Origin of the sequence: Streptomyces sp. NPDC029526 (assembly GCF_040637405.1) — a bacterium.
Taxonomy (GTDB): domain Bacteria; phylum Actinomycetota; class Actinomycetes; order Streptomycetales; family Streptomycetaceae; genus Streptomyces.
The window spans coordinates 59,891-86,415 of the sequence record NZ_JBEZWE010000014.1 but is presented as its reverse complement, the minus strand read 5'-3'; the positions used below and the strand labels follow the sequence as shown (position 1 = coordinate 86,415).

The following is a 26,525-nucleotide window of genomic DNA, read 5'->3' as shown; positions in this document are numbered from 1 at the left end:
CCAACGCTCACGAGGGCCGCGTCCCTGCGGGCGCGCGGCCGGTGCAACACGCCCGGACCCTCGAACACTTCGGGCGGCTCGCGCACGTCTTCCGCCCGGCGGCCCACCCGTTGCCCCGGCGTCTCGGCGCGCCCCCGGAACGGCCCGCCCGCCGGGCTGCCGTCACCGCCGTCACGGCGCCGCCGCACGGGCGCCGGCCCCCGTCACGGCCGCCACCCGACGGTCCCGCCGTCGTCAGGTGCCCCGGCCTCACCGCCGGTCCCCACGGCGTCACCGCCACGCCGCGCCCCGCGGGCCGGACGCCCTGTGCCGGTGCCGGACTTCCCCAGGTGAACGGCGGCACGGTGCACCGGGCACCCGGAGGCTCCCGGCACCCCGTGGCGCGCCCCGAGCGGGACCGCGGCAGCGCCCGCCAAGTCACGCAAGGTGAGGAAGCGTTGGCGGTGGGTACGGGTGTCGACGGTCGCGGTGCGGGCGCCCCGTCTGCGCTTTCCTCCGGGCGGCCGGGCGAACGGAAGGCGATGTCACGGATCGTGGCATCAGGGGGTCACGGAGCGTCGATACCGGGTTGTGTCCCGCGGGTGACTCGTCACGGCCTGTCGCCGGGCGTCCGCTCCGGTACCTTGTGTGAGATGCGAGTGGTTATGAGCACGCACCGCACCGGAGTTGCCCTCGGGGCCGCGCCGGACCCGCTGGTGACTGCGCCTTCTCGCCGGGCGGCCGGGCCTGTCGGCGCCGCCTGTTCGACTCCCCGGAGCGGGCGTCGCACAGTATGCCCCACGGGTACTCCTTCGCGCTGGAATATGCCCGAAGCGCTTGTTGGGGTGACGGAACGTCAACCATGCTGTGCCAGACGGGATTCACGGTCCGTGATCCCTTCCCCGGCCGTCGTTCTGGCCATGCAGAAAATGGCTACGATCGTGGCCTACGTGAGGCGCGAGCCTAAGTGTCCGCCGGTTCGGATGGTGTGAGCGGTGCAGGTGCTTCGAGTGCAGCTGGATATCCGGCCCGACCCCGCCGAGGTGGGGCGAGCCCGGCGGTGGGCCCGCTCGCGACTGGCCTGCTCCGGCATAGGGCCCGACGAGCCGATCGCCGAGACCCTGATCCTGCTCGTCTCGGAGCTGGTCACCAACGCCGTGGTGCACACCGGTTGTCCGGCCGTGCTCTGCCTGTCCCTGCCGGACGGGGCGGACGGGACGGACGAGAGCGCCACCGTTCGGCTGGAGGTGGCCGACCGCAGCGGCCGGGCGCCGGTACCGCGGTGCGTGGACGGTGACGCGACCGGCGGGCGCGGCCTCGCCCTGGTCGACGGCCTGGCCGACCGCTGGGGCTGGAGCTCCGAGGGCACCGGCAAGCGCATCTGGTGCGAACTCGACCGCTGCGCCGAGCCCGGTGGCGCCGCCCCGGTGTGCGGTGGCGCCACAGTGACCTACGACGGGCTGGCCTACGAAGCGGTGTAGGCGCGCCGTGGAGTGCGTCGAGTGCCCCGAGCGCGTCGAGTGCTCCGAGGGCGTCAAGTGAGTCGAGCGCATCGAGCGTGTCGGTGTCGGCTTCGGACCCTGGCGTGCCGCTGCCGCTGCCGCTGCCGCTGCCGTTGCCGCTGCCGTTGCCGTTGCCGGGGGTGGCCGGTGCGGGGGCACGGGCGCACGGGTGCGGAGCCGCGTGCGGCGGGGTCGCGTGTGGTGCGCCGGGCGTGCTTCCGTGCGCGGCGGGCGGCGAACGGTGCATCAGCGGCGAACCGGACGAACGTGCAGCAATCGGTGTTGACGTGACGTGACCGGCTCACCACTCTGGTGCTCAGCGATCCGCCGCGAGGGGACGGCGAGGGACTCGAAGGGGGGAGGTCCTCGGCGAGTGCGGGTCGTGACGCGGCGTCGCAGTCTCCGGAGGGAACCGGGCAGGAGCGGTCCTTCGTGAGGTCCTGGGCGGGAACGGCCCACCGCACTTCGGGGCGGGGGCGGTTCCCGGGGGAGCCCGGGAGGGATCGCCGAGTCGGAACGGCGGTGCGGAGAGGCCGTGTTCGGGGCGGCCGGCACCGCACCGCCGCCGACGTCGTCACGGCCGGCCGCGGCGGATTGCCACGAGGGACGGGATGCGGCACGAGCGGTGTCGGGGGCGGCCCATGTCGGGGGCGGCCCGCCGGGGGCGACCGGCGTCGGGGGCTGCCGAGTTCCTCCACAGGCTGTGGACAACTTTTCGGGATCCGGCCACTGATCCGGCCACTCATGCGGGACCGCCCGGCGCCGCGCCGGTGCCCGGGGCGCTCAGGCGCCGACGGCGGTCACCGGGGCGGGGGCGCGCCCGGGGCCGGGAACGGGCTCGGGACCGGTGTCGCCGACGGGAGCGGTGACCGCGGGCTCGGTGGCCGGGACCGGCGCGAGCCGTTCCGCGGGCGCCCGTTCCGCCCCGTGGCCCGCCCCCCGGCCTCGGTCGCGCCCGGTGCCGGTGCGGAACGTGCGCCGGTAGGCGGTCGGGGTCACCCCCAGCGCCGCCTGGAGGTGCTGCCGCATCGACTGCGCCGTGCCGAAACCGCAGTCGTGGGCCACCTGGTCCACGGACCGGTCGGTCGTCTCCAGCAGGTGCCGCGCCCGCTCCACCCGCTGCCGGGTCAGCCACTGACCGGGACTGACCCCGGCCTCCTCCCGGAACCGGCGGGTGAAGGTCCGCACCGACATCGACTCCCGCGCCGCCAGGTCCCGCAGCTGGATCGGCTCGTGCAGCCGCTCCAGCGCCCACGCGCGGGCCCGCGTGGTGGACGCCTGCTGCGGATCCGGGACCGGCCGCTCGATGTACTGCGCCTGCCCGCCGTCGCGGTGCGGCGGCACGACGGTACGGCGGGCCACGTCGTTGGCGACGGCGGCGCCGTGGTCGCGGCGCACCATGTGCAGGCAGAGGTCGATCCCGGCCGCGACGCCCGCCGAGGTCAGGATGTCGCCGTCGTCGATGAACAGCACGTCGGGGTCGACCCGGATGCGCGGGAAGAGGCGCTGGAAGCGCTCCGCGTCCGCCCAGTGGGTGGTGGCCGGCCGGCCGTCGAGGCGCCCGGCGGCGGCCAGGACGTAGACGCCGGTGCAGATGGACGCGATCCGCGCGCCGGGCCGCACCAGGGCGAGCGCCGCCGCCAGTTCCGGCGTCAGTTCGCCGCGGTCGTACACCGGGCCCAGCTCGTAGGAGGCCGGGACGACCACGGTGTCGGCGGTGGCGAGGGCCTCGGGTCCGTGGGCGACGTGCAGGGTGAAGTCGGCGTCGGTCTCCACCGGCCCCGGCGGCCGGACGGAGCAGGTGACGACTTCGTACAGCCGCCGTCCCCGGGCGTCCCGTGGGCCGCCGAAGATGCGGTGCGGGATGCCGGTCTCGAAGGGCAGCAGCCCGTCGAGCGCGAGGACGACGACCCGGTGCGGCCGGAAGCCGTCGGGTGCGGGAGGGGGCGCGGCCGGATCCATGGCCCGATCCTAGCGAATACTGTCCTCCGGGCCACTCGTTGCGCGGACGGCCGGTCACCGAAGCTCTTGGGCGTGACACACATCAGGGGGACGGCCGCCGCCGGCAAGCGGCCCGGGCCGGAACAGGAAGCGCACGCGGGACCGCGGACAGCCACCGGCCGACGGCCCGGCGACGAGCGGGGCGACCGGCGGCCCGGCGACGAGCGGGGCGGCGGCCGGGGTGCGGGGGGTCCGGCGGGACGACGCGTGCACCGGGCCTGGTTCGTCGCCGCCGTGACCTTCGTGACGATCATCGGCGCGGCGGCCTTCCGGTCCGTCCCGGGCCTGTTCATCGACCCGCTCCACGAGGAATTCGGCTGGTCCCGCGGCACCATCGGCGCCGCCGTGTCCGTGAACCTCGCGCTCTACGGCCTCACCGCCCCCTTCGCGGCGGCGCTGATGGACCGCTACGGCATCCGCCGGGTCGTGGCCGGGGCGCTCACCGTCATCGCGCTCGGCTCGGGCCTGACGGTGTGGATGACGGCCGCCTGGCAACTGATGCTGTGCTGGGGCCTGTTGGTGGGGCTCGGCTCCGGCTCCATGGCGCTGGCCTTCGCGGCGACCGTCACCAACCGCTGGTTCACCGAGCGGCGGGGCCTGGTCACCGGCATCCTCACGGCCGCGTCCGCCTCCGGGCAGCTGATCTTCCTGCCGGTGCTGTCCTGGATCGTCGCCACCCACGACTGGCGTCCGGCGGCCGTCACCACGGCACTCGCCGCCCTCGCGGTCGTGCCGTTCGTCTGGCTCCTGCTGCACGACCACCCGGCGGACGTCGGGCTGAAGCCCTACGGGGCGAAGGAGTTCGTGCCGAAGCCGGTGCCCGTGCCCGGGGCGGCCCGGCGCGCGGTCACGGTGCTGTTCCGGGCGGCCCGCACCGGCCCCTTCTGGCTGCTCGCGGGCTCCTTCGCGATCTGCGGCGCCTCGACCAACGGCCTGATCCAGACCCACTTCGTGCCCGCCTCCCACGACCACGGCATGCCCATCACGGCCGCCGCCTCCCTGCTCGCCGTCATCGGGGTCTTCGACGTGGTCGGCACGGTGGCCTCCGGCTGGTTCACCGACCGCTTCGAGGCCCGCCGCCTGCTCGCCGTCTACTACGCGCTGCGCGGCGTCTCCCTGCTGTTCCTTCCGATGCTGCTCGCGCCCACGGTGCAGCCCCCGATGGTCTTCTTCATCGTCTTCTACGGCCTCGACTGGGTGGCCACCGTCCCGCCCACCCTCGCCCTGTGCCGCGAGCACTACGGGGACGACAGCGCGATCGTCTTCGGCTGGGTGCTCGCCTCGCACCAGGTCGGCGCGGCCGTCGTCGCCTTTCTCGGCGGCGTCGCCCGGGACGTGTTCGGCTCCTACGACGTGGTCTGGTACGCCTCGGGCGCCCTGTGCGCGGCGGCGGCCCTGATGGCCCTGGTGATCCGCCGCCGTCCGGCCCTGCCCGCGGGGGCGGTGACGCCGTAGGGCGGGTGCCCCGGGGGCCTGTCAGGCCGGCAGGCGGGACACGCCCGGCGCCCCGCGGCGCGCGACCGCCCGCGCGATCCGTTCCGCGTCGAGGGCCATCTCACGGAGGTTGCCGCTGATGGGGTTGGTGAAGCCGGTGAAGTACAGGCCGGGCGCGCCGGCGGGGGAACGGCCGCCGTGCGCCACCGGCCTGCCGCGGTCGTCGAGCACGCCCAGGTGGCCGACGAGCCCCTCCAGCGCACGGACGTAACCGGTGGCCGCGACGACCGCGTCGGGCTCGATGCGCGTGCCGTCGGCGAGCAGCACCGCGCCGTCGTCGAACCCCTCCACCGCGGCCACGATCTCCACCCGGCCCGTGCGCACCGCGTCGACCAGGCCCACGTCCTGCACGGGGATGGCGCCCTCCAGCACCCGGCTGTAGAGGCCGGTGTCCGGCCGGGGCAGCCCGTGCGCCGACAGGTCCGGCAGGGCCACCCGGGCCTGCGCCCGGCTCAGCCGGTCGACCAGGCCGACCGGCAGCCGCCGCACCAGCACGCCGGAGTACTGGGCGGGCCAGCCCGCCGTCGAGCGGCGCACGATGTGCGGCGCCGTGCGCACGGACAGCCGCACCCGCGCGGCACCGCCCTCCACCAGGTCGACGGCGATCTCCGCCCCCGTGTTGCCGACGCCCGCGACCAGCACGTCCCGGCCCGCGAAGGGCACCGGGTTGCGGTACGCGTGGGCGTGCAGGAACTCGCCGGTGTACGAGGCGCGGCCGGGCCAGTCCGGCACCCGGGGCGTGTGGTTGTAGCCAGTGGCGACGACCACGGCGGCACCGGTCAGTTCCCGGCCGCCGGTGGCGCGCAGCAGCCAGCCGGTGCCGTCGGCGGTGCGCTCGACGCGGTCGACCTCGACGCCGGTGACGATCTCCAGACGGTGGTGCTCGGCGTACTTCTCCAGGTACCGCACCACGTCGTCCCGGGACACCCAGCGGCCGAACCGGCGCGGCATCGGCAGGCCGGGCAGCGCGGACAGGCGCCGGGTGGTGTGCAGGCGCAGCCGGTCGTAGTGCCGGCGCCACGAAGCGCCCACGGCCTCGGACCGCTCCAGGACGACGGCGCGTATCCCCCGGGCGCGGAGCGCCTGGGCGGCGGCGAGTCCGCCCGGGCCGCCGCCGATCACGTAGACGGGGCGGTCGGCGGGCTGCGGAGCCGTGGGCGGGGCGGATCTGGTGGAGTCGGAGTCGGCCATGAACGCGAGCGTATGCGGGCACCTCCTTGATGGGTATCGGTCAAGACGGGAATTGGTTGCGGATCGATCACAACTGTGCGGGCCGGGACCGGCTCCGCCGACGTGAGTGGCACGGGCACCGTCCGCCCCGGAGGAAAAGGAGAGGCGCCGGGCCGGGGCCGGTGGGCACCATGAGCCATGGACACCACAGACGCCCCAGCCCCCGCGAGCACCGCCGACTGGTGCCTGCCCGCGGACACCGACGCCTTCCTCACCCGGGCCGGATCGTTCCTCCCCTCACGCGCGGCCCTGCACACGATGCTGCTCACCGTCACCCGGACCCTGAGCACGCGGGGCCCGCACGCCTACGGTGACGGCACCCCCGAGTTCGGCGTGCTGGAACGCGACGGGACCGTCGAAGCCGCCTTCCTGCGCACACCACCGCACCGGCTGCACCTCACGCCGCTGACGGCCCCCGAGGCGGACGCCCTGGCCGCCCGGCTCGCGGACCTCGGCCGGGCGCTGCCCGGCGTGCACGCCGAGCAGGACACGGCCGCCGCCTTCGCCGACGCCTGGCGCCGCCGGACGGGCGCCCCCGCCACCGTGCGCGAGCGTCAGCGCCTGTACCGGCTGGGCGAGTTGACCGTGCCCACGCCGGCGCCCCCCGGTCGCGCCCGGGTCGCGGGCCCGGCGGACCGGACGCAACTGGCCGCCTGGTACGGGGACTTCTGTGCCGCCGTGGGCCAGGCCCCGCCACAGGACCCGGACGGCTGGGCGGACGCCCGTGCCGGGGCCGGCGAGGTCGTCCTCTGGGAGCTCCCGGACGGCACCCCGGCCGCCATGGCCTGCCGCTCCCCGATCGTGGCCGGGCAGTCCCGCGTGGTGGGCGTGTACACGCCTGTCGAGCTGCGCGGGCGCGGATACGCCGGTGCGGCCACGGCCGAGGTGAGCCGGGCGGCGGTGGCGGAGGGCGCCGAGGAGGTCCTGCTCTTCACCGACCTGGCCAACCCCACCAGCAACGGCCTCTACCAGCGCCTCGGTTACCGTCCGATCGCCGACTTCACCGTGTACGACTTCGGGGCCCCCACGCGGGACGCCCCGCGGGACGTCCCCGCAGCCGCCGGGGCGTGACGGCCCGGCGGGGAGCGGCGCACGGCGGACCCGAGGGCCGGCTCACGCTGCGGGGCCGGGGACCGGCTTCCGGTGGGAGGCCGGGGGCGGCTTTCGGCGTGAGGCGGGGGCCGGTGCACACCGGGAGGGAAGGAGCGGCTACGGCCAGAGCAGCTCGCGGAGCCACCGCCCCGCCGTGCCGCGCCCGTCCGTGTTGCCGTCCACGTCCCCGCCCACGTCCCCGTCCGCGGGGACGTGTCCGTGCGTGTCCCCGTCCGCAGGGATGTGTCCGTGCCCGTCACCGGGCCCCGCATCGTCGACGGCCCCGCCACCCTCCGCGGCGCGTAGCCGGTACCGCAGCCGGACGTGGCGGCGGCGGGCGTCGCCCTGGAAGAACTCCACCTCCTCCGGGTGCAGCCGGTACAGCGTCCAGGACGGCACGGGGGCGTCCGGCTCGGAGGTGGCCCGTTCCCAGGCCGCTTCCGAGGCCCGGGCCAGCTCCTCCACCGAGTCCAGCACCTCGCTCTGCCGCCCGGTGAGGGCGGCGGCCAGCGCGCCGGTGGAGCGCACCCGCAGATCGGCGCGAGCCTCCTCGGCCGGGGCCGCCGCGACGGGCCCGCGGACCCGTACCTGGCGCCCCAGGACCGGCCAGTGGAAGACCAGTGCGGCATACGGGCGGGCAGCCAGCTGGGTGCCCTTGCGGCTGTGGGCGTGGGTGGCGAAGGACCAGCCGTCGGCGTCCGCGCCGTGCAGCATCACGACCCGGGCGTCCGGCCGCCCCGCCTCGTCGGAGGTGGCCAGGGTCGGGGTGTGCGGTTCGCGCTGCCCGGCCGCCGCCACCTCGGCGAGCCAGCGCGTGAACAGCGGCAACGGCTCGTCCGGCGCGGTGCCCGGGTCCAGCGGTGGCAGCTCGGTGACCTCCGGGTCCCACACCCGCAGGGACCTCAGCAACTCGTCCAGCTCGTCCAGCTCGTTCGGCTCCATCGGCTCCATCGGCTCGTTCGGCTGGTGCGACTCGTGCGACTCGTGCGGATCGTCGGCCATGCCTCATTGTCCGTCGCGGGCCGCTGTCCGTCGCGGGCCACCCGGACCTGGGCACCCGGACCGGGGCACCAGCCGGCCCGGCACGGCCCGGCACGGCACGGCCCGGCCCGGCACGGCGAAACGGCACGTCATGGCGCGCCCGGCCGCCCGCCGCCGACGGACGGATCACGCCGACGGACGGATCAGAACGAGCCGAGGTCCGAGGACACCCACCGCTCCGGACGCATGCGGACGACGACCTGCTCGCCGTGGTTCTTCCAGGCGTAGTCGACGTAGCCGTCGACCTTGTCGGCCGGGAGATAGCGTGCGGAGATCTCCCGCAGCTTCTCGACGGTGGCGGGGACGGTGTCGAGGACCGGGCCCTCGACCGAGACGTAACGGAGCGTGGGTTCGACGCGGTCGACCATGAGGGAGAACCGGCCGGCCGCACCGATCAGCTTGTTCTTGCGGCTGTGCAGACCGGTCAGGATCCAGGCGTCCCCGCCGGGCGCGTACTGGTACCAGATCGGCACCGTCAGCGGCGCCCGTCCGGCCTCCCCGGTGACGGAGAGGGCGGCGACGAGGGGCTCGGCCAGGAACTGTTCACGCTCTTCGCGGCTCAGGGCAGCCATGGGGTTCCTCCGGAGGACGGGAAGCGTCGGACCGTACACGCGGGCGGCGGGCGTACCGTGCGCTCGCGTGCGGCACAACGAGGTCGGGACACCGCCGGGTTCCACCCGTCCCCCGGATGGCGGAAACCCGCCGTGCTGCGGCCCGCGTGCGGCTCGCGTCAGAGCACCGCGAGCCGCTGCACCAGCAGGAGGGCGCCGATGCCGAGCATCGCGGCCCCCGAGGTGCGGACCACCGCCCGCGCCGCAGCCGGACGGGCGCCCAGGACGGCACGCGCACCGGCGCCCACCGCGAGGTAGACGGCCGCGCAGCACGCCATGTGCGCCAGCCCCAGGACGACGGTCTGCGCCGCCACAGGCAGGTGGGCGTCGGGCCCGGTGACCAGGAACTGGGGGAGCACCGAGAGGTAGAGCAGCAGGCCCTTGGGATTCAGGCCGCTGATCACGGCCCCCTGACGGAAGGCGCGGACACCGCTCTCGTCGGGGGAGCCGGCATGGGCGCCCGGCGTTCCCGGGCGGCGCAGCACGCTCCAGCCCAGCCACACCAGATACGCCGCCCCCGCCACGGTGAGGACCGTGAGCAGCACCGGGGACCCCGCGACGAGGACCGCCAGCCCGGCGGCCGCCAGCACCGTGTGCAGGGCGTACCCGGCGACCAGACCGCCGACCGAGGCCGCCACCGACCGTCCGCGCAGTCCCGCCGAGATCGTGTAGGCCCAGTCGGCACCCGGGACGCACACCAGCATCAGGTCGAGGGCGAGGAAGGTGAGGAGGGTCCCGGTGTCCATGAGGGCGAGATTAGGTGGGTTCGGGCCGAATGTGTTCCCGTATTTTTCCCGTTCAGCCGCCTGTTGGGGCAAGGTTTCCCCCATGGACGACATGGACCGGAAAATTCTTGCGGAGCTCCAGCTGGACGGGCGGCTGACCGTGACCGAGCTGGCGGCGCGGGTGCGGCTGAGCGTCTCGCCCTGTCACCGGCGGCTGCGGGAGCTGGAACGGTCGGGAGCGATCAGCGGGTACCGGGCGGTGGTCGACCCGGCGGCGGTGGGGCTCACCTTCGAGGCGCTGGTCTTCGTGTCCATGCGGCAGGAGGACCGGGAGACGGTCCGGGAGTTCGAGCAGGCGGTGAGCGAGGTGCCCGAGGTGCTGGAGGCCCAGCGGCTGTTCGGGGAGCCGGACTACCTGCTGCGGGTGGTCGCCGCCGACCTGTCCGCCTACCAGCGGCTCTACGACGAGCGGCTGACGACCCTGCCGGGCGTGCAGCGGCTGACGTCCACGCTGGTGATGAAGCACCTGGTGAAGGACCGCCCGCTGCCCGCCTGAGCGGCGTCCGGGCGGACCGGGTACGGAACAGGCGGCGGTCCACCGAAGTGAACCGCCGCCTGTCGGACAGGACTTGCGGATGCTGAGAGGGCGAGGAAGGTGAGGAAGCCGAGGAGCACGACAGCGGCGCGGGAGCGATGAGGGCGAGGAGGGAGCCGGCGTCGAGCAAGCCGAGGAGGACTACAGCGCCGGGGAACACGCAAGAAGTGCCGCAGCCCCGAAGAAGCGGGGGAGGCGAAGGAGACGAGGGGGAAGAAGGGGAAGGAGAAGACGCACGAGCCACCGGAGGCCCGGGAAGCGAGGTAAGCCCGCAAGCGAGGTAAGCCCGCAAGCGAGGGAGTCCCGAGACGAAGGTAAGCCCGCAAGCGAGGGAGGCCCGAGACGAGGTGAGCCCGCAAGCGAAGGAGGCCCGAGAGGCGAGGGAGGCGCAGGTCCCCGCGCGGTTACCGGGTCGGCTTGCGGCCGGTGACCCCGAGGTGCACCAGCAGCGCGAGGTTCGGCTTGAGTTCCGCCTGCTTCACGCCCCAGGAGGTGAACCCCTTCTGGTGCGAGGCGACCGCCGCGAGCATGGTGACGAGGAAGCCGGCGATCGCCGCCGGGTTCACGTCCTTGTCGATCCGTCCCTTGGCCTGCAGCTCGGTGACCGCGTCCGCCAGGGAGCTGTTCACCGAGTTGAGGATCTTCATCCGGAGCTTGTAGAAGCGCTTGTCGCCCTCGGCCGCCCCGAGGTCGACGACCCGCAGGATCGCGTCGTTGCGTCGCCAGAAGTCCAGGAAGCCGTCGACGAGTTCCTGCGCCGTCTGCCAGCCGGCCTTGCCGGCCCAGGAGCGGCCCTCCAGCAGCCCGGCCAGTTCGGCGGCCTCGGCGGCCGTCCGGTCGGCGATCTCCAAGACCGCGCCCTCGACGTCCGGAAAATACTGGTAGAAGGTGGCCGGCGAGGTTCCGGCCTTCCTGGCGACATCGATGACTTTGACGTCCCGGTAGGGGGAGGAGCTGAGCATCTCGCCGAGACAGTCGAGCAGCTTCTGCCGGGTCGCCTGCCCACGTCGTCCGGCCACGCGGCCGTCCACGGTACGCACTTGTCCTGTCATGTCGTCAGCTTACCGAGGGGGCATGGGAGCGCGATTCGGCCGACTGCAAATGGGGTGTGGGGGTTCCTGGACCGTGGTGTGCCTGGTCTGCGGGGTGCGGGCGACGTGGTTACGTTGGCGGCATGGCCGAAAACAGTGCATCGCGTCATGCAGGGGCGGCGGAGTACGCGGAGGGTGCGCCGTGCTGGGCCGACGTGCAGCTGCCGGACGTGGCGGCGGGCCGGCGGTTCTACGGCGACCTCTTCGGGTGGACCTTCGAGGAGCGTCCCGAGGGCCGGGTGCGGGCGCTGAAGGACGGTGAGCCCGTCGCCTCCCTCGGACGGAAGACCGACGGCCGGCTCCCCACCGTGTGGACGGTCTCCTTCTCCACCCCGGACGCCGAGGCGCTCTGCCGGCGGATCCGTGCGGCGGGCGGGCAGATCGTCTCCGCCCCGCTGCCGGTCGACGGGCTGGGCACCGCGGCCCTCGTCACCGACCCCGAGGGCGCCGTGTTCGGGCTGTGGCAGCCGGACGGGCACCGCGGCTTCGGCCGCCGCCGGGAGCCCGGCACCTTCGCGTGGGTCCAGCTGTACACACGGGACACCGAGGCGGCCAACGACTTCTACGGTGACCTCTTCCACGACGCCCTGTTCGGGCCGGACGCCGAGCCCGACTTCGGCCGCGCCCCCGTCTCCGACGTCTTCCCCGCCGAGATGCCGCCCCACTTCCTGGTGCACTTCGCCGTCGAGGACCCGGCCGCCACGATGGCGGAGGTGACCCGGCTCGGCGGACGCGTGCAGGTCCCGCCCTTCGAGACGTCCTACGGCACGGTGGCCGTCGTCACCGACAACCAGGGGGCGTCCTTCGCACTGCTGCGCCGCTGAGCCGCCCGCCCGACGTGCCGCCCGAGTCGTACCTGTCGTGAAAATCACTGGACATCCCCTTTGTCCCCGGGTTCGCAACCTGCGCGCCGGACAGGAAGAATCGGGGGGCGTGCCGCCGCGGCGGTGCGGTGGTGAGACGCTGCACTTCGGTCGCGTGCACAGGCGGTGGCGCGACTCGTACGGGGAGGTGGCAGGCAAGTGGTGGATCAGCTGACGCAGCACGATCCGCGGCGTATCGGGCCGTTCGAGGTGCTGGGACGGCTGGGTGCCGGTGGCATGGGACTGGTCTACCTCGCGCGCTCGGCGTCCGGGCGGCGGGTGGCGATCAAGACGGTCCGGACCGAGCTGGCCGAGGACCAGCTGTTCCGGGTCCGCTTCACACGCGAGGTGGAGGCGGCCCGCGCGGTCTCCGGCTTCTACACCGCGGCCGTGGTGGACGCCGATCCCCGGGCCGCCGTGCCGTGGCTGGCCACCGCCTACGTCCCCGCGCCCTCCCTCGAGGAGATAGTGAACGAGTGCGGGCCCCTCCCGCCCCAGGCGGTGCGCTGGCTGGCGGCCGGGGTGGCCGAGGCGCTGCAGTCCATCCACGGCGCCGGACTCGTCCACCGCGACCTCAAGCCGTCCAACGTCCTCGTCGTCGAGGACGGCCCGAGGGTGATCGACTTCGGCATCGCGTCCGGCGTCTCGAACACCCGTTTGACGATGACGAACGTCGCCGTCGGCACCCCCGCCTACATGTCGCCCGAGCAGGCCAAGGACTCCCGCAGCGTCACCGGGGCGAGTGACGTGTTTTCGCTCGGCTCGATGCTGGTCTTCGCGGCCACCGGGCACCCGCCCTTCCACGGCGCCAACCCGGTCGAGACCGTATTCATGCTGCTGCGCGAGGGCCCGGACCTCGACGGCCTGCCGGACGAGCTGCGCCCGCTGATCGAGTCGTGCATGCAGATGGAGGCCACGGCCCGCCCCAACCCCGCCGACCTCCAGGCGCAGCTCGCCCCGCACCTGTTCGGCTCCGGCACCGACGACAGCGGGACGGCGTCCGCCTGGCTGCCCGAGCGGGCGGTGCACCTGATCGAGACCCGCCGCGGCGGCCGTCCGTCCCCCCGGCCCGCCCACGGCACCGGGCGCGGTGCCGGTCCTGCCCGGCCCGCGGTGCCGCCGCCTCCGCCCCCGCCGCCGCACGACCCGGTCGTCCCGCCGCCGCCCCCGTCCCGGCCCGCGCCGGTGGGGGCACCGGCCGCCGGCACCGGACCGGTGCGGCTGGCGGGCGCGGCCGTGCCCATCGGCCCCGGGCCGAGGGTCGCCGACGTGCGGGCCGCCGCCGTGACGGCGCCCCCGCCCGAGGCCGCCCTCGCCGCCTCCTGGGCCAAGCCGCGCCCCGGCGTCAACGGCGCCGACCCCGCCGTGCCGCCCGCCCCGGCGGCCCCGGAGCAGCCCAGCGGCTGGCGGCCGTGGCGGTTCCGGATGTCCAACGACGTGTGGGGCACCCCGTCCGTCGACGGCGACCTCGTCTACGTGACCTCCTTCGAGGTGCACGCCCTGGACGTGGCCACTGGCCGTCGCCGCTTCAAGACCCGGGACGTCGCCTGGTCCATGGCCGTCGCCGACGGCCGCATCCACGCCTCCGACGGTCCCACCCTCTTCGCCCTCGACGCTCGCGAGGGCGGCGACCTGTGGCGGCTGTCCACCGACGCCTGAGTGTACTCGCTGCGGGCCGAGCGGGGCACCGTCGTCACCGGCACCCGGGGCGGCGGCGCGCAGGGCTGGGAGGCGTCCACCGGGCAGAAGCTGTGGGAGATCACCGGCTGCCAGACCGACTTCGAGACCCCGGAGGCGGGCCCCGACCTGCACGACGGCACGGTCTACGTCTGGCAGGACGCCCGGCTGCGCGCCCTCGACGCCCGCACCGGCGAGGAGCGCTGGTCCTACCCGATCGGTGACGCGGCCTCCTGCGGGGGCGTCCCGGTCCGCGTCACCCAGGCCCCCGACGGCTACGTCTACGTCTCCGCCGGGACGCGGGTGCTCGCCCTGGACGTCGCGGGCGGTCATGTGCGCTGGCACTTCGAGGCCCCGGCGGTCTTCCTCTGCCCGCCCGCCTTCGTCCCCGGGCCGGCGGTCACGGGCGGCGGCGTCTACCTGGCCGACTACCTCGGCACGGTCTACGCCCTCGACGCCACCGACGGCCGCGACCGCTGGCGCATCGCCACCGAGGCCCGCGCCTCCGTCGAGCCGGTCCTGGTCGCCGCTGGTCACGTCCACGTCGGCAGCGGCAAGGGCCTCTACACCCTGGACGCCGTCACCGGCACGCCCAAGTGGCGCTTCCAGTCGGGCGGGGACATCGTGGGCGCCCCGGCCGTGGCCGAGGGGCGCATCCACTTCGGGTCCACCGACCACCTCCTCTACACGCTGAAGGCCGACGACGGCCGGCTGCGGTGGAAGCTGGCCACCGGCGGCGAGATCACCGGTTCCCCGGTGGTCCGGGACGGTGTGGTGTACGCCTGCAGCAAGGACCGCTGCGTGTACGCGCTGGACGCGGAGAAGGGCACCGGCACGGCCCGCACGACGTGACGCCCCGCCGGGCGGGCGCGGCCGGTCCCCGTCCGCCCGGCGGGCGCGGGCGGTGCGCCCCTCGGGTGCGGGCCGTTGCTCCCTTCGGGTGCGGAGCCCGATGACGGGACGGTCGAGGGTCGGTGACATGACCGTGACACCGTGTCAGTAACGTGCGGGACATGCGTTTTCGGGGGAACACACTCAGACTCACTGCCGTGTCCGTCCTGGTCGTCCTCGCCCTGACGGGCTTCTCGACGGGACGTGGCAGGGGTGGTGGCGACGGCGGCGGTGGCTGCAGCAGTTCCTCGCAGAACCACGACTCCTCCTCGACGTCCGGCGGCAGCCACCACCGCGACTACGACGACGACGATGACGACGACGACACCTACGGCTCCGGCACGGGCGCCGATTCCGGCTCCAGCGGTACGAGCGGCGGAAACGCCACCTCCGAGTCCCTGGTCATGGCCGACACGGAACTGCTGAACTGTGCGTCGAAGAAGGTCCGGTACGCGAACGTCCGGGTCACCAACCCCAACCTCGACCACGGCACCTTCACCGTCCGCCTCACCTTCCAGGAGCGTGACGGCACCGGCATCACCACCGTGGAACAGGATGTCGCCGTGCCCGGCGAGGACAGCGTCACCGTGAAGGTCTGGATCGACGCCGCCCCCCGGCGAGCCAAGCTCGTCGCCCGCTGCGACCTCGACCCCACGGCGGCGCCGGCCACCCGCTGAGCCGCGGCGGCCCGGCCCTCCGTACGGGAACGCGTTCCGGACCACCGGGTCCGGGACGCGTTTCGCGCGTGTCCGCCGTCGGCCGACCGGACCCGACGGTGATCCGTCGGGGTGCCCGATGGACGCCCGTGGACGCCCGTGGACGCCCGGCCGCGCCGCGCCGCCGGCGCGGGCGCAGACGCGGCGCCGTGCGCGTCGACGGGGGCTTCGAAACCGGGACTTCGCGACGGGGGCTGTGCAACGGGGGTTCTCTTTCCCGGACTTGGCCGTCGTGAGCCGTCACCGGACCCGTCGCTCCCCGCACACGAGGCGGGCGGACGGGTGCCGGGCACGCGGGAGGGGTGGCAGGTCACGCGGACCTGCCACCCCTCGTCCGTGCCCCAGGCACGGCAGCGGGACGCGGCGGCCCCCCTCCGGCCGCCGCGTCCCGCCCCCGTGCCGAGATGGTTACCGGACCGGCTTGAACGGCTCCGACGTGGCGTGCATGTCCTTGGTCTCCAAGGGCTCGGAGGTGGCGTGCATGTCCTCCGTGCCGGCCTGCCCCTGGCCGGGCTTGTCGCCGGTCACGGGCGCCGGCTCGGTCCCCCCGGTGGCGTGCATGTCCTGCGGCTTGACGTCCTGCTCGTCGCTCATGCGGTGCTCCCTTGCGTCGGTGTGTCGTGCGGTGGTCGGCGAGGGCCCGTCCGGACATTCCCCCGAGGACGCCCGGGCGGGCCCACCGGGCCGCCGCCCCTTCCCCCCAGAAGGGGTGCGGCCCCTCTCCGGTCGACCCGCCTGCCCCCCGACGCGCCGGATCGACCGGAACCCAGCATGGCGCCGGGCGATAAACGAATGATGAACGGCGAGCCGGTTTGTCACACGGCCGGTACACGGTCCAGGAGTTCGCGCACCGTGGCCGCCTCGGACGCGCCCAGCTCCTCGTAGATGCGCAGGGCGTCGCGCCAGCACACCTCGGCGCGGCCGGTCTGGCCCGCGCCCGTCAGGGCGTGCCCCAGCACGGTGAGCACGTTGCCGCGCCGCCACTCCCCGCCGATGCCGCGCAGCACCGTCAGGGCCATCTCCGCGTTGCTGGCGGCCTGGCCGAACCGCCGGGCCGCGATGTCCACCTCGGCCAGCCGGAACAGGGTCATGCCCTCCCACAGCCGCTGCCGGCTCTCCCGGAACACCTCGAGGGCCTCGACGAGCCGGTCCGCCGCCTCGTCGAGGCCGCCGCTGCGGGTGAGCGCCATGCCCAGGGCGTACCGCCCGTTCGCGCCCCGCATGGAGTTGCCCATCGCGTCGTAGATCGCGATGCCCTGCTCGGCCAGGGCCACCGCGCTGTCGATGCGGCCGGTGGCGAGGTGGATCCGGGAGAGGTTGCACAGGGCGCTGGCCTCACCGGGGCGGTCGCCCAGGGTGCGGAAGTGCTCGATGGCGTACGAGAGATGCTCCTCGCCGTCCTCGTTGCGGCCCTGGTACAGCGCGATGATGCCGCGTGCGTTGCGCGCCCAGGACGCCGCGAGCAGGTCGTCGGCCTCCTCGGCCAGCCGGATCACGTGCCCGGCCTCCTCGTCGGCCCGGTCGAACCGGCCGCCGTCCACGTGTGCGTGGGCCAGTGTCATCAGGGCCCGCGCCCGCACCCGGGGCCCGCCGGACCGGTGCGCCGCCTCCAGCAGCACCTCGGCCGTCGCCGCGTACTCGCGCGGGTTGGCCCCCGACTCCGAGATGTCGAGCGCCGCCCACAGCAGGTCGGCCGCCCGGTCGAGCGTGTCCGGGCGGGACGCCGACTGACGGGCCAGCGCCAGCAGGCAGTTCGCCTCCGTGTACAGCCAGTCCCGCGCCCGCTCGCGGTCCGGGAAGGTCAGCCCCGGGTGGGCGGTCGGCGCGAGGTGGTCCACCAGCCGGTCGCCCGGACGCTCGGCCGCGTACACCCCCGCCGTCGTCGCCAGCGTGAAGTCGAGCAGGCGGGACAGCGCGCCCTCCCGTTCGCTCGGCGGCAGCTCGTCGCGCTCCGCGCAGGCACGCGCGTAGAGCCGCACCAGGTCGTGGAAGCGGTAGCGGCCCGGCGCGGCCGACTCCAGCAGGGAGGTGTCCACCAGGGACTCCAGCAGGTCCTCCGTGTCGTCCGCCGGGAGGTCCAGCACCGCCGCTGCCGCCGCCAGCGACAGGTCGGGCCCGTCGGCCAGACCCAGCAGACGGAAGGCGCGGGCCTGGGCCGGCTCCAGCTGGCCGTAGCCCAGCTCGAAGGTCGCCTTCACCGCCAGGTCCCCGGCCTGCAACTCGTCCAGCCGGCGGCGCTCGTCGGCCAGCTTGGCCGCCAGCACCGACACGGTCCAGGTGCGGCGCGCCGCCAGCCGGGAGGCCGCGATCCGGATGGCCAGCGGCAGGAAACCGCAGGCGGCCACCACGTCCAGCGCGGCCTCCCGCTCCGACGCCACCCGCTCCTCGCCGACGATCCGGGTGAACAGGGTCAGCGCCTCGTCCGGAGACATCACGTCCAGGTCCACCAGATGGGCCCCGGCCAGGTCCACCATCCGCACCCGGGAGGTGACCAGGGCCGCACAGCCCTCCGTGCCCGGCAGCAGCGGGCGCACCTGGGCGGCGTCGCGCGCGTTGTCCAGCAGCACCAGCACCCGGCGGCCGTCCAGCGCCGAGCGGTACAGCGCCGCCCGGTCCTCCAGCGAGTCGGGGATCGCCGAGTCCGGGGTGCCCAGCGCGCGCAGGAACGAGCCGAGGACGGTCTCCGGCTCCGCGGCCCGGGCACCGGCCCCCTGGAGGTCCACGTAGAGCTGCCCGTCCGGGAAGGCGGGGCGGGCACGGTGCGCCACGTGCACGGCGAGGGTCGTCTTGCCGACGCCCCCGATCCCGGCCAGCGCGGAGACCGCCATCACCCGGCCCTCGGCCGAGGCGAGGGTCTCGCCGAGTTCGCGCACGAAGAACGCACGTCCGGTGAAGTCGGGCACGGTCGCCGGGAGTTGCGCCGGCCGCACCGGGGCCGGGGCCGTCGGCTCGGGTGCCGGGGAGGACGGCTCCGCCAGGTGCGGGTCCGCACGGAGGATGCGCTGCTGGAGGTCCTGGAGGCCCGGCCGCGGGTCCACGCCCAGTTCCTCGGCCAGCAGCCGCCGCGTGTCGGCGTACACGGCCAGTGCCTCCGCCTGGCGCCCGCTGCGGTACAGCGCCAGCATCAGCAGCTCCCGCAGCCGTTCGCGCAACGGGTGGGCGGCGGTCAGCGCGGTCAACTCCGAGACGGCTTCCGCATGGCAGCCCTGCTCCAGGTCCATGTCCAGCCGCGTCTCCAGGAGTTGGAGCCGCCACTCCTCCAGCCGCACCCGCTGGGTCTCCGCGTGGGGACCCGGCACCCCGGCCAGTGCCTCGCCGTCCCACAGGCCGAGGGCCCGGTCCAGGGTCGCGCGCGCCGCGCACAGGTCCCCGGCGGCCCGCGCCTTCTCCGCCTCGGCGGCCAGTTCCTGCGCGACGACGAGGTCCAGCGCGCCGTCGGACGGAAGCCGCACCGCGTACCCGCCGGACTCGCTCAGCAGGACCCCGGGGTCCAGGACCTTGCGCAGGCGGGAGGCGTAGGTGCGCAGCGCCGCCAGTGCCTGGGAGGGCGGTTCCTCGCCCCACACCGCGTCGATCAGCTCGGCCGCCGTGGCCGTGCGGCCCTCGCGCAGCAACAGGGCGGCGAGCAGCGCGCGTTGCTGCGGCGAACCGGTGGCGACGGGCTCGTCACCGCGCCGGGCGCGCACCGGGCCGAGCACGCAGAACCGCAGCGCCGCGGACTCCGCCGGGGAGTCGGGCCGCCGCTGCTCCGGCACTCGCGGCACACCGTCCATGCAGTCCCCCCATTGTCACTGAGCCACCACGCCAGTTTGCCTTGCACACGGCGGATGCGTCAGCCGTGGGAGACGCCGATCACACGGCGCCGCGTCCTGGTTCACAAGGTCTTTACAGCCTTCTGCGTGCACTCGCGCCGTGGTGTCACCCCCGGGCGGCTCGATCCGGTTGCCGGGGCCGTTAGATGACTACCCGTCAGGGACGTCCCGGAGGCGGAGGCTCCGTACCGCCCGCACGCTCCCCCGACCCCTGACCGACCCCCGCCCCCGGCCCTCTCATTCCCGGCTTCTGATTCCCGGCCATTGGTCCTCAGCCTCTGATCCGCGACCTCTGGCCCCCCGGCCCTCGTCCCGGCCCGTCGCGTCCGCCTCAGTCGTCGAGGTCGATCCGCACCGTCAGCAGCTGCGCGCCGAACGCCCGCACGGCGACGCCGTTGAGGCGGGGCAGGCGGCGCAGCCGGGCCCTGGGGTCGTCGTCGGGCAGCAGCACGGCGGTGCCGGTGTGCCAGCGACCCCGCAGGCGTACCCGCACGCGGGGGTCGGCCTTGATGTTGCGGACGTACTGGGACCGCTCGCCGAACTCCGACACCAGCCAGAACGCGTCCCCGGCGCGCCGGCCGCCCACCGGGGTGGTGCGGGGCAGTCCGGAGACCCGGCCGGTGGTCTCCAGCAGCGTCTGGAGCGGCATACGGCGCATGACGGGGTTGATCCGGCGCTGGAACGCGGTGGCGATCCGGTACCTGCGGGCGGCTCGGGACGTCATCCGGCGAGGTTACCGGCGGTCCGCGGCCGGTGGGCGCGCACCGGCGGGTTCCCGCCACGCGCGGGGACGCCTGACGGGTCCGGGCACCCGCGGGGGTGCCGGCGGCGGGCGGCGCGTCCGGAAACGTCCTGTCCGACCGGTCGGTATGGACAGGTCGGCCCGGCCCCCGGTATGGATGGGGAGTCGTCCGCGTACGAAAGGCCGCCCATGCGCATCGCCGTCACGATCTTCCTCACCGACGAGACGATCACTCCCGTCCGGCTCGCGCGCGAGCTGGAACAGCGCGGATTCGCCGGGCTGTACCTGCCCGAGCACACCCACATCCCCGTCGAGCGGACCACCCCCTACCCGGCGGGCGGCGAACTGCCCCGCGAGTACGGCCGCACGCTCGACCCCTTCGTCGCCCTCGGCCAGGCGGCGGCCGTCACCGAGCGGCTGGGCGTCGGCACGGGCATCACGCTGGCCGCCCAGCACGACCCGATCGACCTGGCCAAGCAGATCGCCACCCTGGACCACCTCTCCGGCGGCCGGTTCACGCTCGGCGTCGGCTTCGGCTGGAACGTGGAGGAGGCCGCCGACCACGGCGTCGACTGGCGCACCCGGCGTGATCTGGTGCGCGACCGGATGGGCCTGATGCGCTCCCTGTGGTCCGAGGAACCGACCTCCTACGAGGGCGAGTTCGCCAGCGTCCGGGCCAGCTTCGCGCACCCCAAGCCGGTGCAGAAGCCGCGCGGGCCGGTGGTGGGGCCGCGCACCCTGGTCGGGGGCGGTGCCGGGCCGAAGCTGTTCGCGCACATCTGCGAGTACGCCGACGGCTGGCTGCCGATCGGCGGACGCGGCCTGTCCGAGGCGCTGCCCGCCCTGCGGACCGTCTGGGCCGACGCGGGCCGTGACCCCGAGGCCCTCCAGGTGGTGCCCTACGCCGTCCACCCGACCCCGGGCAAGCTGGCGCACTACGCCGAGCTGGGCATCGAGGAGACCGTCGTGCAGCTGCCGTCCGAGGGCGAGTCCGAGGTGCTGCGGGCCCTCGACACCGTCCAGCCGTTCGTCGACGGGACCGCGGGGTGACGGCTGCTCGGAAGGAGCGGTGGCGGCCTGCCGGGAAGTGCGGGGGCCGGCCCGCCCGGAGCCAGGGCGGGCGCACCCCGCAGGGGACCGGCGGGCGCGCACCTACGGGACTGGCGGGCGTCCGCCGTACGGACCCGGCGGTGCCCTCCGGGCAGGGCGGACGGTCGCGCGCGGTGCCCGCCGCCCCGACCGGCCCGTCCCGGCCGGTCGGGGCGGCCCCCGGAGGGGCGGTCCCGGCCGGCCGGGGCGGCTCCCGGAGGGGCGGTGTCGTGCTCCCGGCGTCCCCGGACCGTGCCCGGACGGTGGGCGTAGCGGCCGCCGTCCCGCCTGATCACCCCGAACGTATGCTCAAAGGATGACGACTTCCGTGACCTCCGGAACCGGCGGCCCGACCGCGAACTCCATGCGGCGCGCACTGAAGCGGGCCCGGGACGGCGTCTCCCTGGACGTGTCCGAGGCGGCCGTGCTGCTGCAGGCCCGTGGCGCCGACCTGGAGGACCTGTCCGCCTCGGCCGCCCGGGTGCGCGACGCCGGCCTGGAGGCGGCCGGACGGCCCGGCGTCATCACCTACTCCAAGAGCGTCTTCCTGCCGCTGACCCGGCTGTGCCGGGACAAGTGCCACTACTGCACGTTCGTCACCGTCCCCGGCAAGCTGCGGCGGGCCGGGCACGGGATGTTCATGTCGCCGGACGAGGTGCTGGACGTCGCCCGCAAGGGCGCCGCCCTCGGCTGCAAGGAAGCCCTCATCACCCTCGGCGACAAGCCCGAGGACCGCTGGCCCGAGGCGCGCGAGTGGCTCGACGCGCACGGCTACGACGACACCCTCGCCTACGTCCGCGCCATGTCGGTGCGCATCCTGGAGGAGACCGGCCTCCTGCCGCACCTCAACCCGGGCGTGCTGACCTGGACCGACCTCCAGCGCCTGAAGCCGGTGGCGCCCTCGATGGGCATGATGCTGGAGACCACCGCGACCCGCCTGTGGTCCGAGCCGGGCGGCCCCCACCACGGCTCCCCGGACAAGGAGCCGGCCGTGCGGCTGCGGGTGCTGGAGGACGCGGGACGCTCCTCCGTCCCCTTCACCTCCGGCATCCTGATCGGCATCGGCGAGACCTACGAGGAGCGCGCGGACTCCCTGTTCGCGCTGCGCAGGATCTCCCGGGCCCACCACGGCATCCAGGAACTGATCATCCAGAACTTCCGCGCCAAGCCGGACACCGCGATGCGCGGCATGCCGGACGCGGAACTCGACGCCCTGGTCGCCACCGTCGCCGTGGCCCGGCACGTCCTCGGCCCGTCCGCCTGCATCCAGGCCCCGCCGAACCTGGTGGACTCGGAGTACGGGCGGCTCATCGCGGCCGGCATCGACGACTGGGGCGGGGTCTCCCCGCTGACCATCGACCACGTCAACCCCGAGCGGCCCTGGCCCCGGATCGACGAACTGGCCGAGACGTCCCGCGCGGCCGGGTTCGAACTGCGCGAACGCCTCTGCGTCTACCCGGAGTTCGTCCGCCGCGGGGAACCCTGGCTGGACCCCCGGCTGCGCCCGCACGTGGCCGCGCTCGCCGACCCGGACACCGGCCTCGCCCGCCCGGACGCGGTGCCCCGCGGCCTGCCCTGGCAGGAGCCGGACGAGGCGTTCACCGCCACCGGCCGCACCGACCTGCACCGCACCATCGACACCGAGGGCCGCACCGGCGACCGACGCGCCGACTTCGACGAGGTGTACGGGGACTGGGAGGCCCTGCGCGAGGCCGCCGCCCCCGGGCTGGTGCCCGAACGCGTCGACACCGACGTGCGGGCCGCGCTGAACACCGCCGCCGACGACCCGACCCGCCTCACCGACGCCGAGGCGCTGGCCCTGCTGCACGCCGACGGCCCGGCCCTGGACGCGCTGTGCCGCATCGCGGACGACGTGCGCAAGGCAGCCGTCGGCGACGACGTCACCTACATCGTCACCCGCAACATCAACTTCACCAACGTCTGTTACACCGGCTGCCGTTTCTGCGCCTTCGCCCAGCGCCGCACCGACGCCGACGCCTACACCCTCTCCCTGGACCAGGTCGCCGACCGCGCCCAGCAGGCGTGGGACGTCGGCGCGGTCGAGGTCTGCATGCAGGGCGGCATCCACCCGGACCTGCCCGGCACCGCCTACTTCGACATCGCGCGGGCGGTGCGCGCACGCGTCCCCGGCATGCACGTGCACGCCTTCTCCCCGATGGAGGTCGTCAACGGCGCGACCCGCACCGGGATGTCGATCCGCGAGTGGCTGACGGCGGCGAAGGAGGCCGGCCTGGACACCATCCCGGGCACCGCCGCCGAGATCCTCGACGACGAGGTCCGCTGGATCCTGACCAAGGGCAAACTGCCCGCCGCGACCTGGATCGAGGTCGTCACCACCGCCCACGAGCTGGGCATCCGTTCCTCCTCGACGATGATGTACGGCCACGTCGACCAGCCCCGCCACTGGCTCGGCCACCTGCGCACCCTGGCCCGCATCCAGCAGGAGACGGGCGGCTTCACCGAGTTCGTCACCCTGCCCTTCGTGCACACCAACGCCCCCGTCTACCTGGCCGGCATCGCCCGGCCCGGCCCCACGGTCCGCGACAACCGCGCGGTCACCGCGATGGCCCGGCTGCTGCTCCACCCGCACATCCCCAACATCCAGACGAGCTGGGTGAAGCTCGGCGCGGAGGGCGCGGCCGAGATGCTCCGCTCCGGCGCGAACGACCTCGGCGGCACGCTGATGGAGGAGACCATCTCCCGGATGGCGGGCTCCTCGTACGGCTCGTACAAGTCCGTGAAGGACCTGGTCGCCGTGGCCGAGGCGGCCGGCCGCCCGGCGAAGCCGCGCACCACGCTCTACGGGGAGGTCCCCGAGGAGCGCCGGCGCGCGGCGGAGGCCTCCGACGGCCACCTGCCGGAACTGCTGCCGGTGCTGGACTGAGCGGCGGACGGGCGCCCGGCGGCGGCAGGCGGGAGAGCGGCGGAGGACCGGGTCCGCGGGGCCGCGCGAGCGGGGGCCGCCTCCGGCCGGGACGAGCGAGCCCGGACGCGGGCCGAAGGGCTCGGAGGGGGCGAAGCCGGGGGCTCGGAGGGACGGACGGACGGGCCCGGAGGGGGCGGGCCGAGGGGGCTCGGAGGGGACGGGCGGACGGGCCTGGAGGGGACAGGACGGAGGCTCGGAGGGGACGGGCCGAAGGGGTCCGGAAACGGGCAGTAGGATGATCCGACCTCCGGTTTCGGGGGCCGGAACTCCGCCGACCGAGGAGATGCGTACCGTTGCCTGCCCGTCTTCCCTCGTGGGCCTGGGTGACCGGGCTGACCGCGGGTGCGCTGGCCGTGGTGGCCGTCCTCGCGGTGCAGGCGGACCAGGGCCCCAAGCCGAGGCCCGCCGCCGCCACGAGCGCCCCCAGCGCGTCCGCGACGGCCGACGACCCGAAGCCGTCCGCCTCCCCGAAGGAGAAGAACCCGGAGGCCGTACCGGCCGACTCCGGCACCGGACGCCGCGTCGTCTACTCCCTCGGCCTGAAGCGCGTGTGGCTGGTCGACGCCAGTGACGCCGCCCGCCGCACCTTCCCCGTCTGGCCGGGAACGGTCGACCCGAAGCCCGGCAGCTACACGATCGGCACCCGCACCGAGGCCACCACCGGCAGCGACGGGGTCCAGGTCGAGCACATCATGTACTTCGCCGCCCAGGCAGGCGTCTCCATAGCGTTCTCCAACGCCGTCGACGGCTCGTCCCCGCCGCCCGCGGAGCCGGGTGCCAAGACCGGCGGCATCCGCGTCGCCAAGGAGGACGGCACCGCCCTGTGGGCCTTCGGCACGGCCGGGACCACCGTACGGGTGGTCGAGTAGCCGCACGGCACCGGCAGCACGCCGTAGCGTCACGCAGCCGCACTTCCGCACGTCGGTAGCTCGGTACTTCCGTAGCTCGGTACCTCCGTAATTCGGTACCTCCGTAGCTCGGTACTTCCGCAACTCCGTACTCCGGTGCCTCCGCCCTGCCGCACCGCCGCGTCCGTCCGCGCTCCCGCTGTCGCCCCGGCAGGCCGCGGCGGCGGCCCGCCCGGCCCGCCGCAAACCGGCCGGACGGGCACAGCCGCGACCACTCGGGCCAGCCGGGCCATACCGTTCCGCGCCCGCGAGCCGCCCGTCCCCGTTCGATTACAGTGCTGGCGTCGTACGTGTGCACGGTGTCCTGGGAGGTCTGGGTGGGTGCGACGACCGGGCCCGTGTGGGGGCGCCGCGAACAGCAGGACTTCCGCAGCCGGGTGCGCGGAACCCTGCTCGGCGTGGCCCTCGGCGACGCGCTGGGCGCGCCCGTGGCGACCCTCACCACCGACGCCATCCGCGAGGCGCACGGTGCCGCCGGGGTCGTCGACCTCGGTACCGCCTACGGCCGCCGCGGCGCCGTCACCCACCTCACGCAGCTCACCCTGTTCTCCGTGGACGGGCTGATCCGCGCCCAGGTGCGCCGCGACACCGGTGCCTGGCACCCGCCCACCGACCTGCACCGGGCGTACCTGCGCTGGGCCACCACGCAGCGCGACTGGGGCCCCGACGAGCGCCGCAAGGACGACGGCTGGCTGGCCCGCGAGGAATGGCTCTACGCCCGCCGGGACCCCGCCCGGGCCCTGCTGCTGGGCCTCGGCGACGACACCATGGGCACCCCCGAGGCGCCCAAGAACCCCGGCGATCCCGGCCCGGAGGCCGCCGCCCGGTCCGCGCCCTTCGGGCTGCTCGTCGGCTGGGAGCCGAACCTGGTCGCCCAGCTCGCCGTCGAGTGCGCGGCGCAGACCCACGGCCACCCCGACGCCTGCCTCGCCGCGGGCGCGTACGCGGTGACCGTGCACGCGCTGGCCCGGGGCGAGAACCCGGACGCGGCCGTGCAGAGCGCCCTCGCCCTGCTGTCGGCCCTGCCCGGCCACGCCACCGTCACGGACGCCCTCCAGCAGGCCCTGGGCGCGGTCCGGCAGGGCATGCCCACCCCGGAGCGCGTCTCCCGGCTGAGCGGCACCGGCACGGCGGCGGAACTGGTCGCCGCCGCCGTCTACTGCGCCCTGGTCGCCGAGGACGTGCGCCACGGCCTGTGCCTCGCCGTCAACCAGGACGGGCCCAGCGCCGTCACGGGGGCCCTCACCGGCGGACTGCTGGGCGCCCTGCACGGCGAGACGGCCCTGCCCCCGGCCTGGCTCGCCGAGCTGGAGGGCCGCCCCACGGTCCTGGAACTCGCCGACGACTTCGCCATGGAGATGACCCAGGGCGCCGCCCTGCACAGCCCCACCGTCTCCTCCGCCGCCTGGCTGGCCCGCTACCCGCGGGCGGTCTGAGCGCCGTGAACCGGCCGGGCGGGCCGGACGGGCCGGGCTGGGCGGGCTGGATGGCCGGGTTGGGCGGGCCGGGCGGGCCGGAC

Annotated in this window: 18 protein-coding genes and 2 pseudogenes; 11 read left to right on the top strand and 9 right to left on the bottom strand. The window is 74.9% G+C overall.

The window, feature by feature from the left end:
* Positions 1-989 precede the first annotated feature (989 nt).
* Positions 990-1,460 carry an ATP-binding protein gene (locus tag AB0F01_RS24565; protein WP_362099605.1) on the top strand — a complete coding sequence of 157 codons (471 nt, stop codon included), beginning with the start codon at positions 990-992 and terminating at the stop codon, positions 1,458-1,460.
* A gap of 804 nt (positions 1,461-2,264) precedes the next feature.
* Here AB0F01_RS24565 and AB0F01_RS24560 read toward each other — a convergent pair.
* Positions 2,265-3,443, bottom strand: coding sequence for a helix-turn-helix domain-containing protein (locus tag AB0F01_RS24560; protein WP_362099602.1), 1,179 nt, complete (start codon positions 3,441-3,443; stop codon positions 2,265-2,267).
* Between the two features lie 246 nt (positions 3,444-3,689).
* Here AB0F01_RS24560 and AB0F01_RS24555 point away from each other — a divergent pair, with 246 nt between their 5' ends.
* The gene (locus AB0F01_RS24555) at positions 3,690-4,937 is read left to right on the top strand and encodes an MFS transporter (RefSeq protein ID WP_362099787.1); all 1,248 of its coding nucleotides are present in this window, start codon (positions 3,690-3,692) and stop codon (positions 4,935-4,937) included.
* A gap of 21 nt (positions 4,938-4,958) precedes the next feature.
* Here AB0F01_RS24555 and AB0F01_RS24550 read toward each other — a convergent pair whose 3' ends face one another.
* Positions 4,959-6,167: an NAD(P)/FAD-dependent oxidoreductase gene (locus AB0F01_RS24550; RefSeq protein ID WP_362099599.1), complete on the bottom strand. Its 1,209-nt coding sequence runs from the start codon at positions 6,165-6,167 to the stop codon at positions 4,959-4,961.
* A gap of 177 nt (positions 6,168-6,344) precedes the next feature.
* Between AB0F01_RS24550 and AB0F01_RS24545 the strand changes: the two genes are divergently transcribed.
* Positions 6,345-7,277, top strand: a complete 933-nt coding sequence (locus AB0F01_RS24545; protein ID WP_362099596.1) for a GNAT family N-acetyltransferase — start codon at positions 6,345-6,347, stop codon at positions 7,275-7,277.
* Between the two features lie 306 nt (positions 7,278-7,583).
* Here the strand turns inward: AB0F01_RS24545 and AB0F01_RS24540 are convergent.
* From AB0F01_RS24540 to AB0F01_RS24530, 3 genes and pseudogenes are all read right to left on the bottom strand, one after another.
* Positions 7,584-8,240: pseudogene (locus tag AB0F01_RS24540) on the bottom strand (pyridoxal 5'-phosphate synthase); the annotation flags it as partial.
* Between the two features lie 242 nt (positions 8,241-8,482).
* Positions 8,483-8,911 (bottom strand): pyridoxamine 5'-phosphate oxidase family protein, encoded by a 429-nt coding sequence (locus AB0F01_RS24535; RefSeq protein WP_362099593.1) that lies wholly within the window; start codon positions 8,909-8,911, stop codon positions 8,483-8,485.
* A gap of 158 nt (positions 8,912-9,069) precedes the next feature.
* Entirely contained in the window at positions 9,070-9,696 is a 627-nt protein-coding gene (locus AB0F01_RS24530) for a LysE family translocator (protein WP_362099591.1), read from the bottom strand.
* Between the two features lie 82 nt (positions 9,697-9,778).
* On the opposite strand from AB0F01_RS24530, the gene AB0F01_RS24525 reads away from it, so the two are divergent.
* Positions 9,779-10,231 carry an Lrp/AsnC family transcriptional regulator gene (locus AB0F01_RS24525; protein ID WP_362099588.1) on the top strand — a complete coding sequence of 151 codons (453 nt, stop codon included), beginning with the start codon at positions 9,779-9,781 and terminating at the stop codon, positions 10,229-10,231.
* 443 nt (positions 10,232-10,674) lie between these two features.
* Here AB0F01_RS24525 and AB0F01_RS24520 read toward each other — a convergent pair whose 3' ends face one another.
* Positions 10,675-11,310, bottom strand: coding sequence for a TetR family transcriptional regulator (locus AB0F01_RS24520; protein WP_362099785.1), 636 nt, complete (start codon positions 11,308-11,310; stop codon positions 10,675-10,677).
* A 134-nt stretch (positions 11,311-11,444) separates the two neighbouring features.
* On the opposite strand from AB0F01_RS24520, the gene AB0F01_RS24515 reads away from it, so the two are divergent.
* From AB0F01_RS24515 to AB0F01_RS24505, 3 genes and pseudogenes are all read left to right on the top strand, one after another.
* Complete coding sequence (locus AB0F01_RS24515) at positions 11,445-12,185, top strand: VOC family protein (RefSeq protein WP_362099585.1); 741 nt, start codon at positions 11,445-11,447, stop codon at positions 12,183-12,185.
* 198 nt (positions 12,186-12,383) lie between these two features.
* Positions 12,384-14,753, top strand: a pseudogene (locus AB0F01_RS24510) (serine/threonine-protein kinase).
* 197 nt (positions 14,754-14,950) lie between these two features.
* Entirely contained in the window at positions 14,951-15,469 is a 519-nt protein-coding gene (locus AB0F01_RS24505) for a hypothetical protein (protein WP_362099582.1), read from the top strand.
* A gap of 447 nt (positions 15,470-15,916) precedes the next feature.
* On the opposite strand, the gene AB0F01_RS24500 is transcribed toward AB0F01_RS24505, so the two are convergent.
* The 3 genes from AB0F01_RS24500 to AB0F01_RS24490 form a co-directional block, all read right to left on the bottom strand.
* The gene (locus AB0F01_RS24500) at positions 15,917-16,102 is read right to left on the bottom strand and encodes a hypothetical protein (protein WP_362099579.1); all 186 of its coding nucleotides are present in this window, start codon (positions 16,100-16,102) and stop codon (positions 15,917-15,919) included.
* Between the two features lie 221 nt (positions 16,103-16,323).
* Positions 16,324-19,281 (bottom strand): BTAD domain-containing putative transcriptional regulator, encoded by a 2,958-nt coding sequence (locus AB0F01_RS24495; RefSeq protein WP_362099576.1) that lies wholly within the window; start codon positions 19,279-19,281, stop codon positions 16,324-16,326.
* Positions 19,282-19,651: 370 nt separating this feature from the next.
* Positions 19,652-20,044, bottom strand: a complete 393-nt coding sequence (locus AB0F01_RS24490; RefSeq protein ID WP_362099573.1) for a nitroreductase/quinone reductase family protein — start codon at positions 20,042-20,044, stop codon at positions 19,652-19,654.
* Between the two features lie 207 nt (positions 20,045-20,251).
* On the opposite strand from AB0F01_RS24490, the gene AB0F01_RS24485 reads away from it, so the two are divergent.
* The 4 genes from AB0F01_RS24485 to AB0F01_RS24470 all read left to right on the top strand — a co-directional run bounded on the left by AB0F01_RS24485 (position 20,252) and on the right by AB0F01_RS24470 (position 26,442).
* Positions 20,252-21,112 (top strand): LLM class F420-dependent oxidoreductase, encoded by an 861-nt coding sequence (locus tag AB0F01_RS24485; protein WP_362099570.1) that lies wholly within the window; start codon positions 20,252-20,254, stop codon positions 21,110-21,112.
* Between the two features lie 355 nt (positions 21,113-21,467).
* Entirely contained in the window at positions 21,468-24,056 is a 2,589-nt protein-coding gene (locus tag AB0F01_RS24480; RefSeq protein WP_362099567.1) for a bifunctional FO biosynthesis protein CofGH, read from the top strand.
* Between the two features lie 335 nt (positions 24,057-24,391).
* Positions 24,392-24,967 carry a hypothetical protein gene (locus AB0F01_RS24475; protein ID WP_362099564.1) on the top strand — a complete coding sequence of 192 codons (576 nt, stop codon included), beginning with the start codon at positions 24,392-24,394 and terminating at the stop codon, positions 24,965-24,967.
* Positions 24,968-25,323: 356 nt separating this feature from the next.
* Positions 25,324-26,442 carry an ADP-ribosylglycohydrolase family protein gene (locus AB0F01_RS24470; protein ID WP_362099561.1) on the top strand — a complete coding sequence of 373 codons (1,119 nt, stop codon included), beginning with the start codon at positions 25,324-25,326 and terminating at the stop codon, positions 26,440-26,442.
* Positions 26,443-26,525 lie beyond the last annotated feature (83 nt).

What these genes read in the sequence shown, in the direction of transcription:
- AB0F01_RS24560 (WP_362099602.1), bottom strand. Translation starts at nt 3,443, where the DNA reads ATGGATCCGGCCGCGCCCCCTCCCGCACCCGACGGCTTCCGGCCGCAC.
- AB0F01_RS24550 (WP_362099599.1), bottom strand. Translation starts at nt 6,167, where the DNA reads ATGGCCGACTCCGACTCCACCAGATCCGCCCCGCCCACGGCTCCGCAG.
- AB0F01_RS24545 (WP_362099596.1), top strand. Translation starts at nt 6,345, where the DNA reads ATGGACACCACAGACGCCCCAGCCCCCGCGAGCACCGCCGACTGGTGC.
- AB0F01_RS24535 (WP_362099593.1), bottom strand. Translation starts at nt 8,911, where the DNA reads ATGGCTGCCCTGAGCCGCGAAGAGCGTGAACAGTTCCTGGCCGAGCCC.
- AB0F01_RS24530 (WP_362099591.1), bottom strand. Translation starts at nt 9,696, where the DNA reads ATGGACACCGGGACCCTCCTCACCTTCCTCGCCCTCGACCTGATGCTG.
- AB0F01_RS24525 (WP_362099588.1), top strand. Translation starts at nt 9,779, where the DNA reads ATGGACGACATGGACCGGAAAATTCTTGCGGAGCTCCAGCTGGACGGG.
- AB0F01_RS24515 (WP_362099585.1), top strand. Translation starts at nt 11,445, where the DNA reads ATGGCCGAAAACAGTGCATCGCGTCATGCAGGGGCGGCGGAGTACGCG.
- AB0F01_RS24500 (WP_362099579.1), bottom strand. Translation starts at nt 16,102, where the DNA reads ATGAGCGACGAGCAGGACGTCAAGCCGCAGGACATGCACGCCACCGGG.
- AB0F01_RS24495 (WP_362099576.1), bottom strand. Translation starts at nt 19,281, where the DNA reads ATGGACGGTGTGCCGCGAGTGCCGGAGCAGCGGCGGCCCGACTCCCCG.
- AB0F01_RS24490 (WP_362099573.1), bottom strand. Translation starts at nt 20,044, where the DNA reads ATGACGTCCCGAGCCGCCCGCAGGTACCGGATCGCCACCGCGTTCCAG.
- AB0F01_RS24485 (WP_362099570.1), top strand. Translation starts at nt 20,252, where the DNA reads ATGCGCATCGCCGTCACGATCTTCCTCACCGACGAGACGATCACTCCC.
- AB0F01_RS24480 (WP_362099567.1), top strand. Translation starts at nt 21,468, where the DNA reads ATGACGACTTCCGTGACCTCCGGAACCGGCGGCCCGACCGCGAACTCC.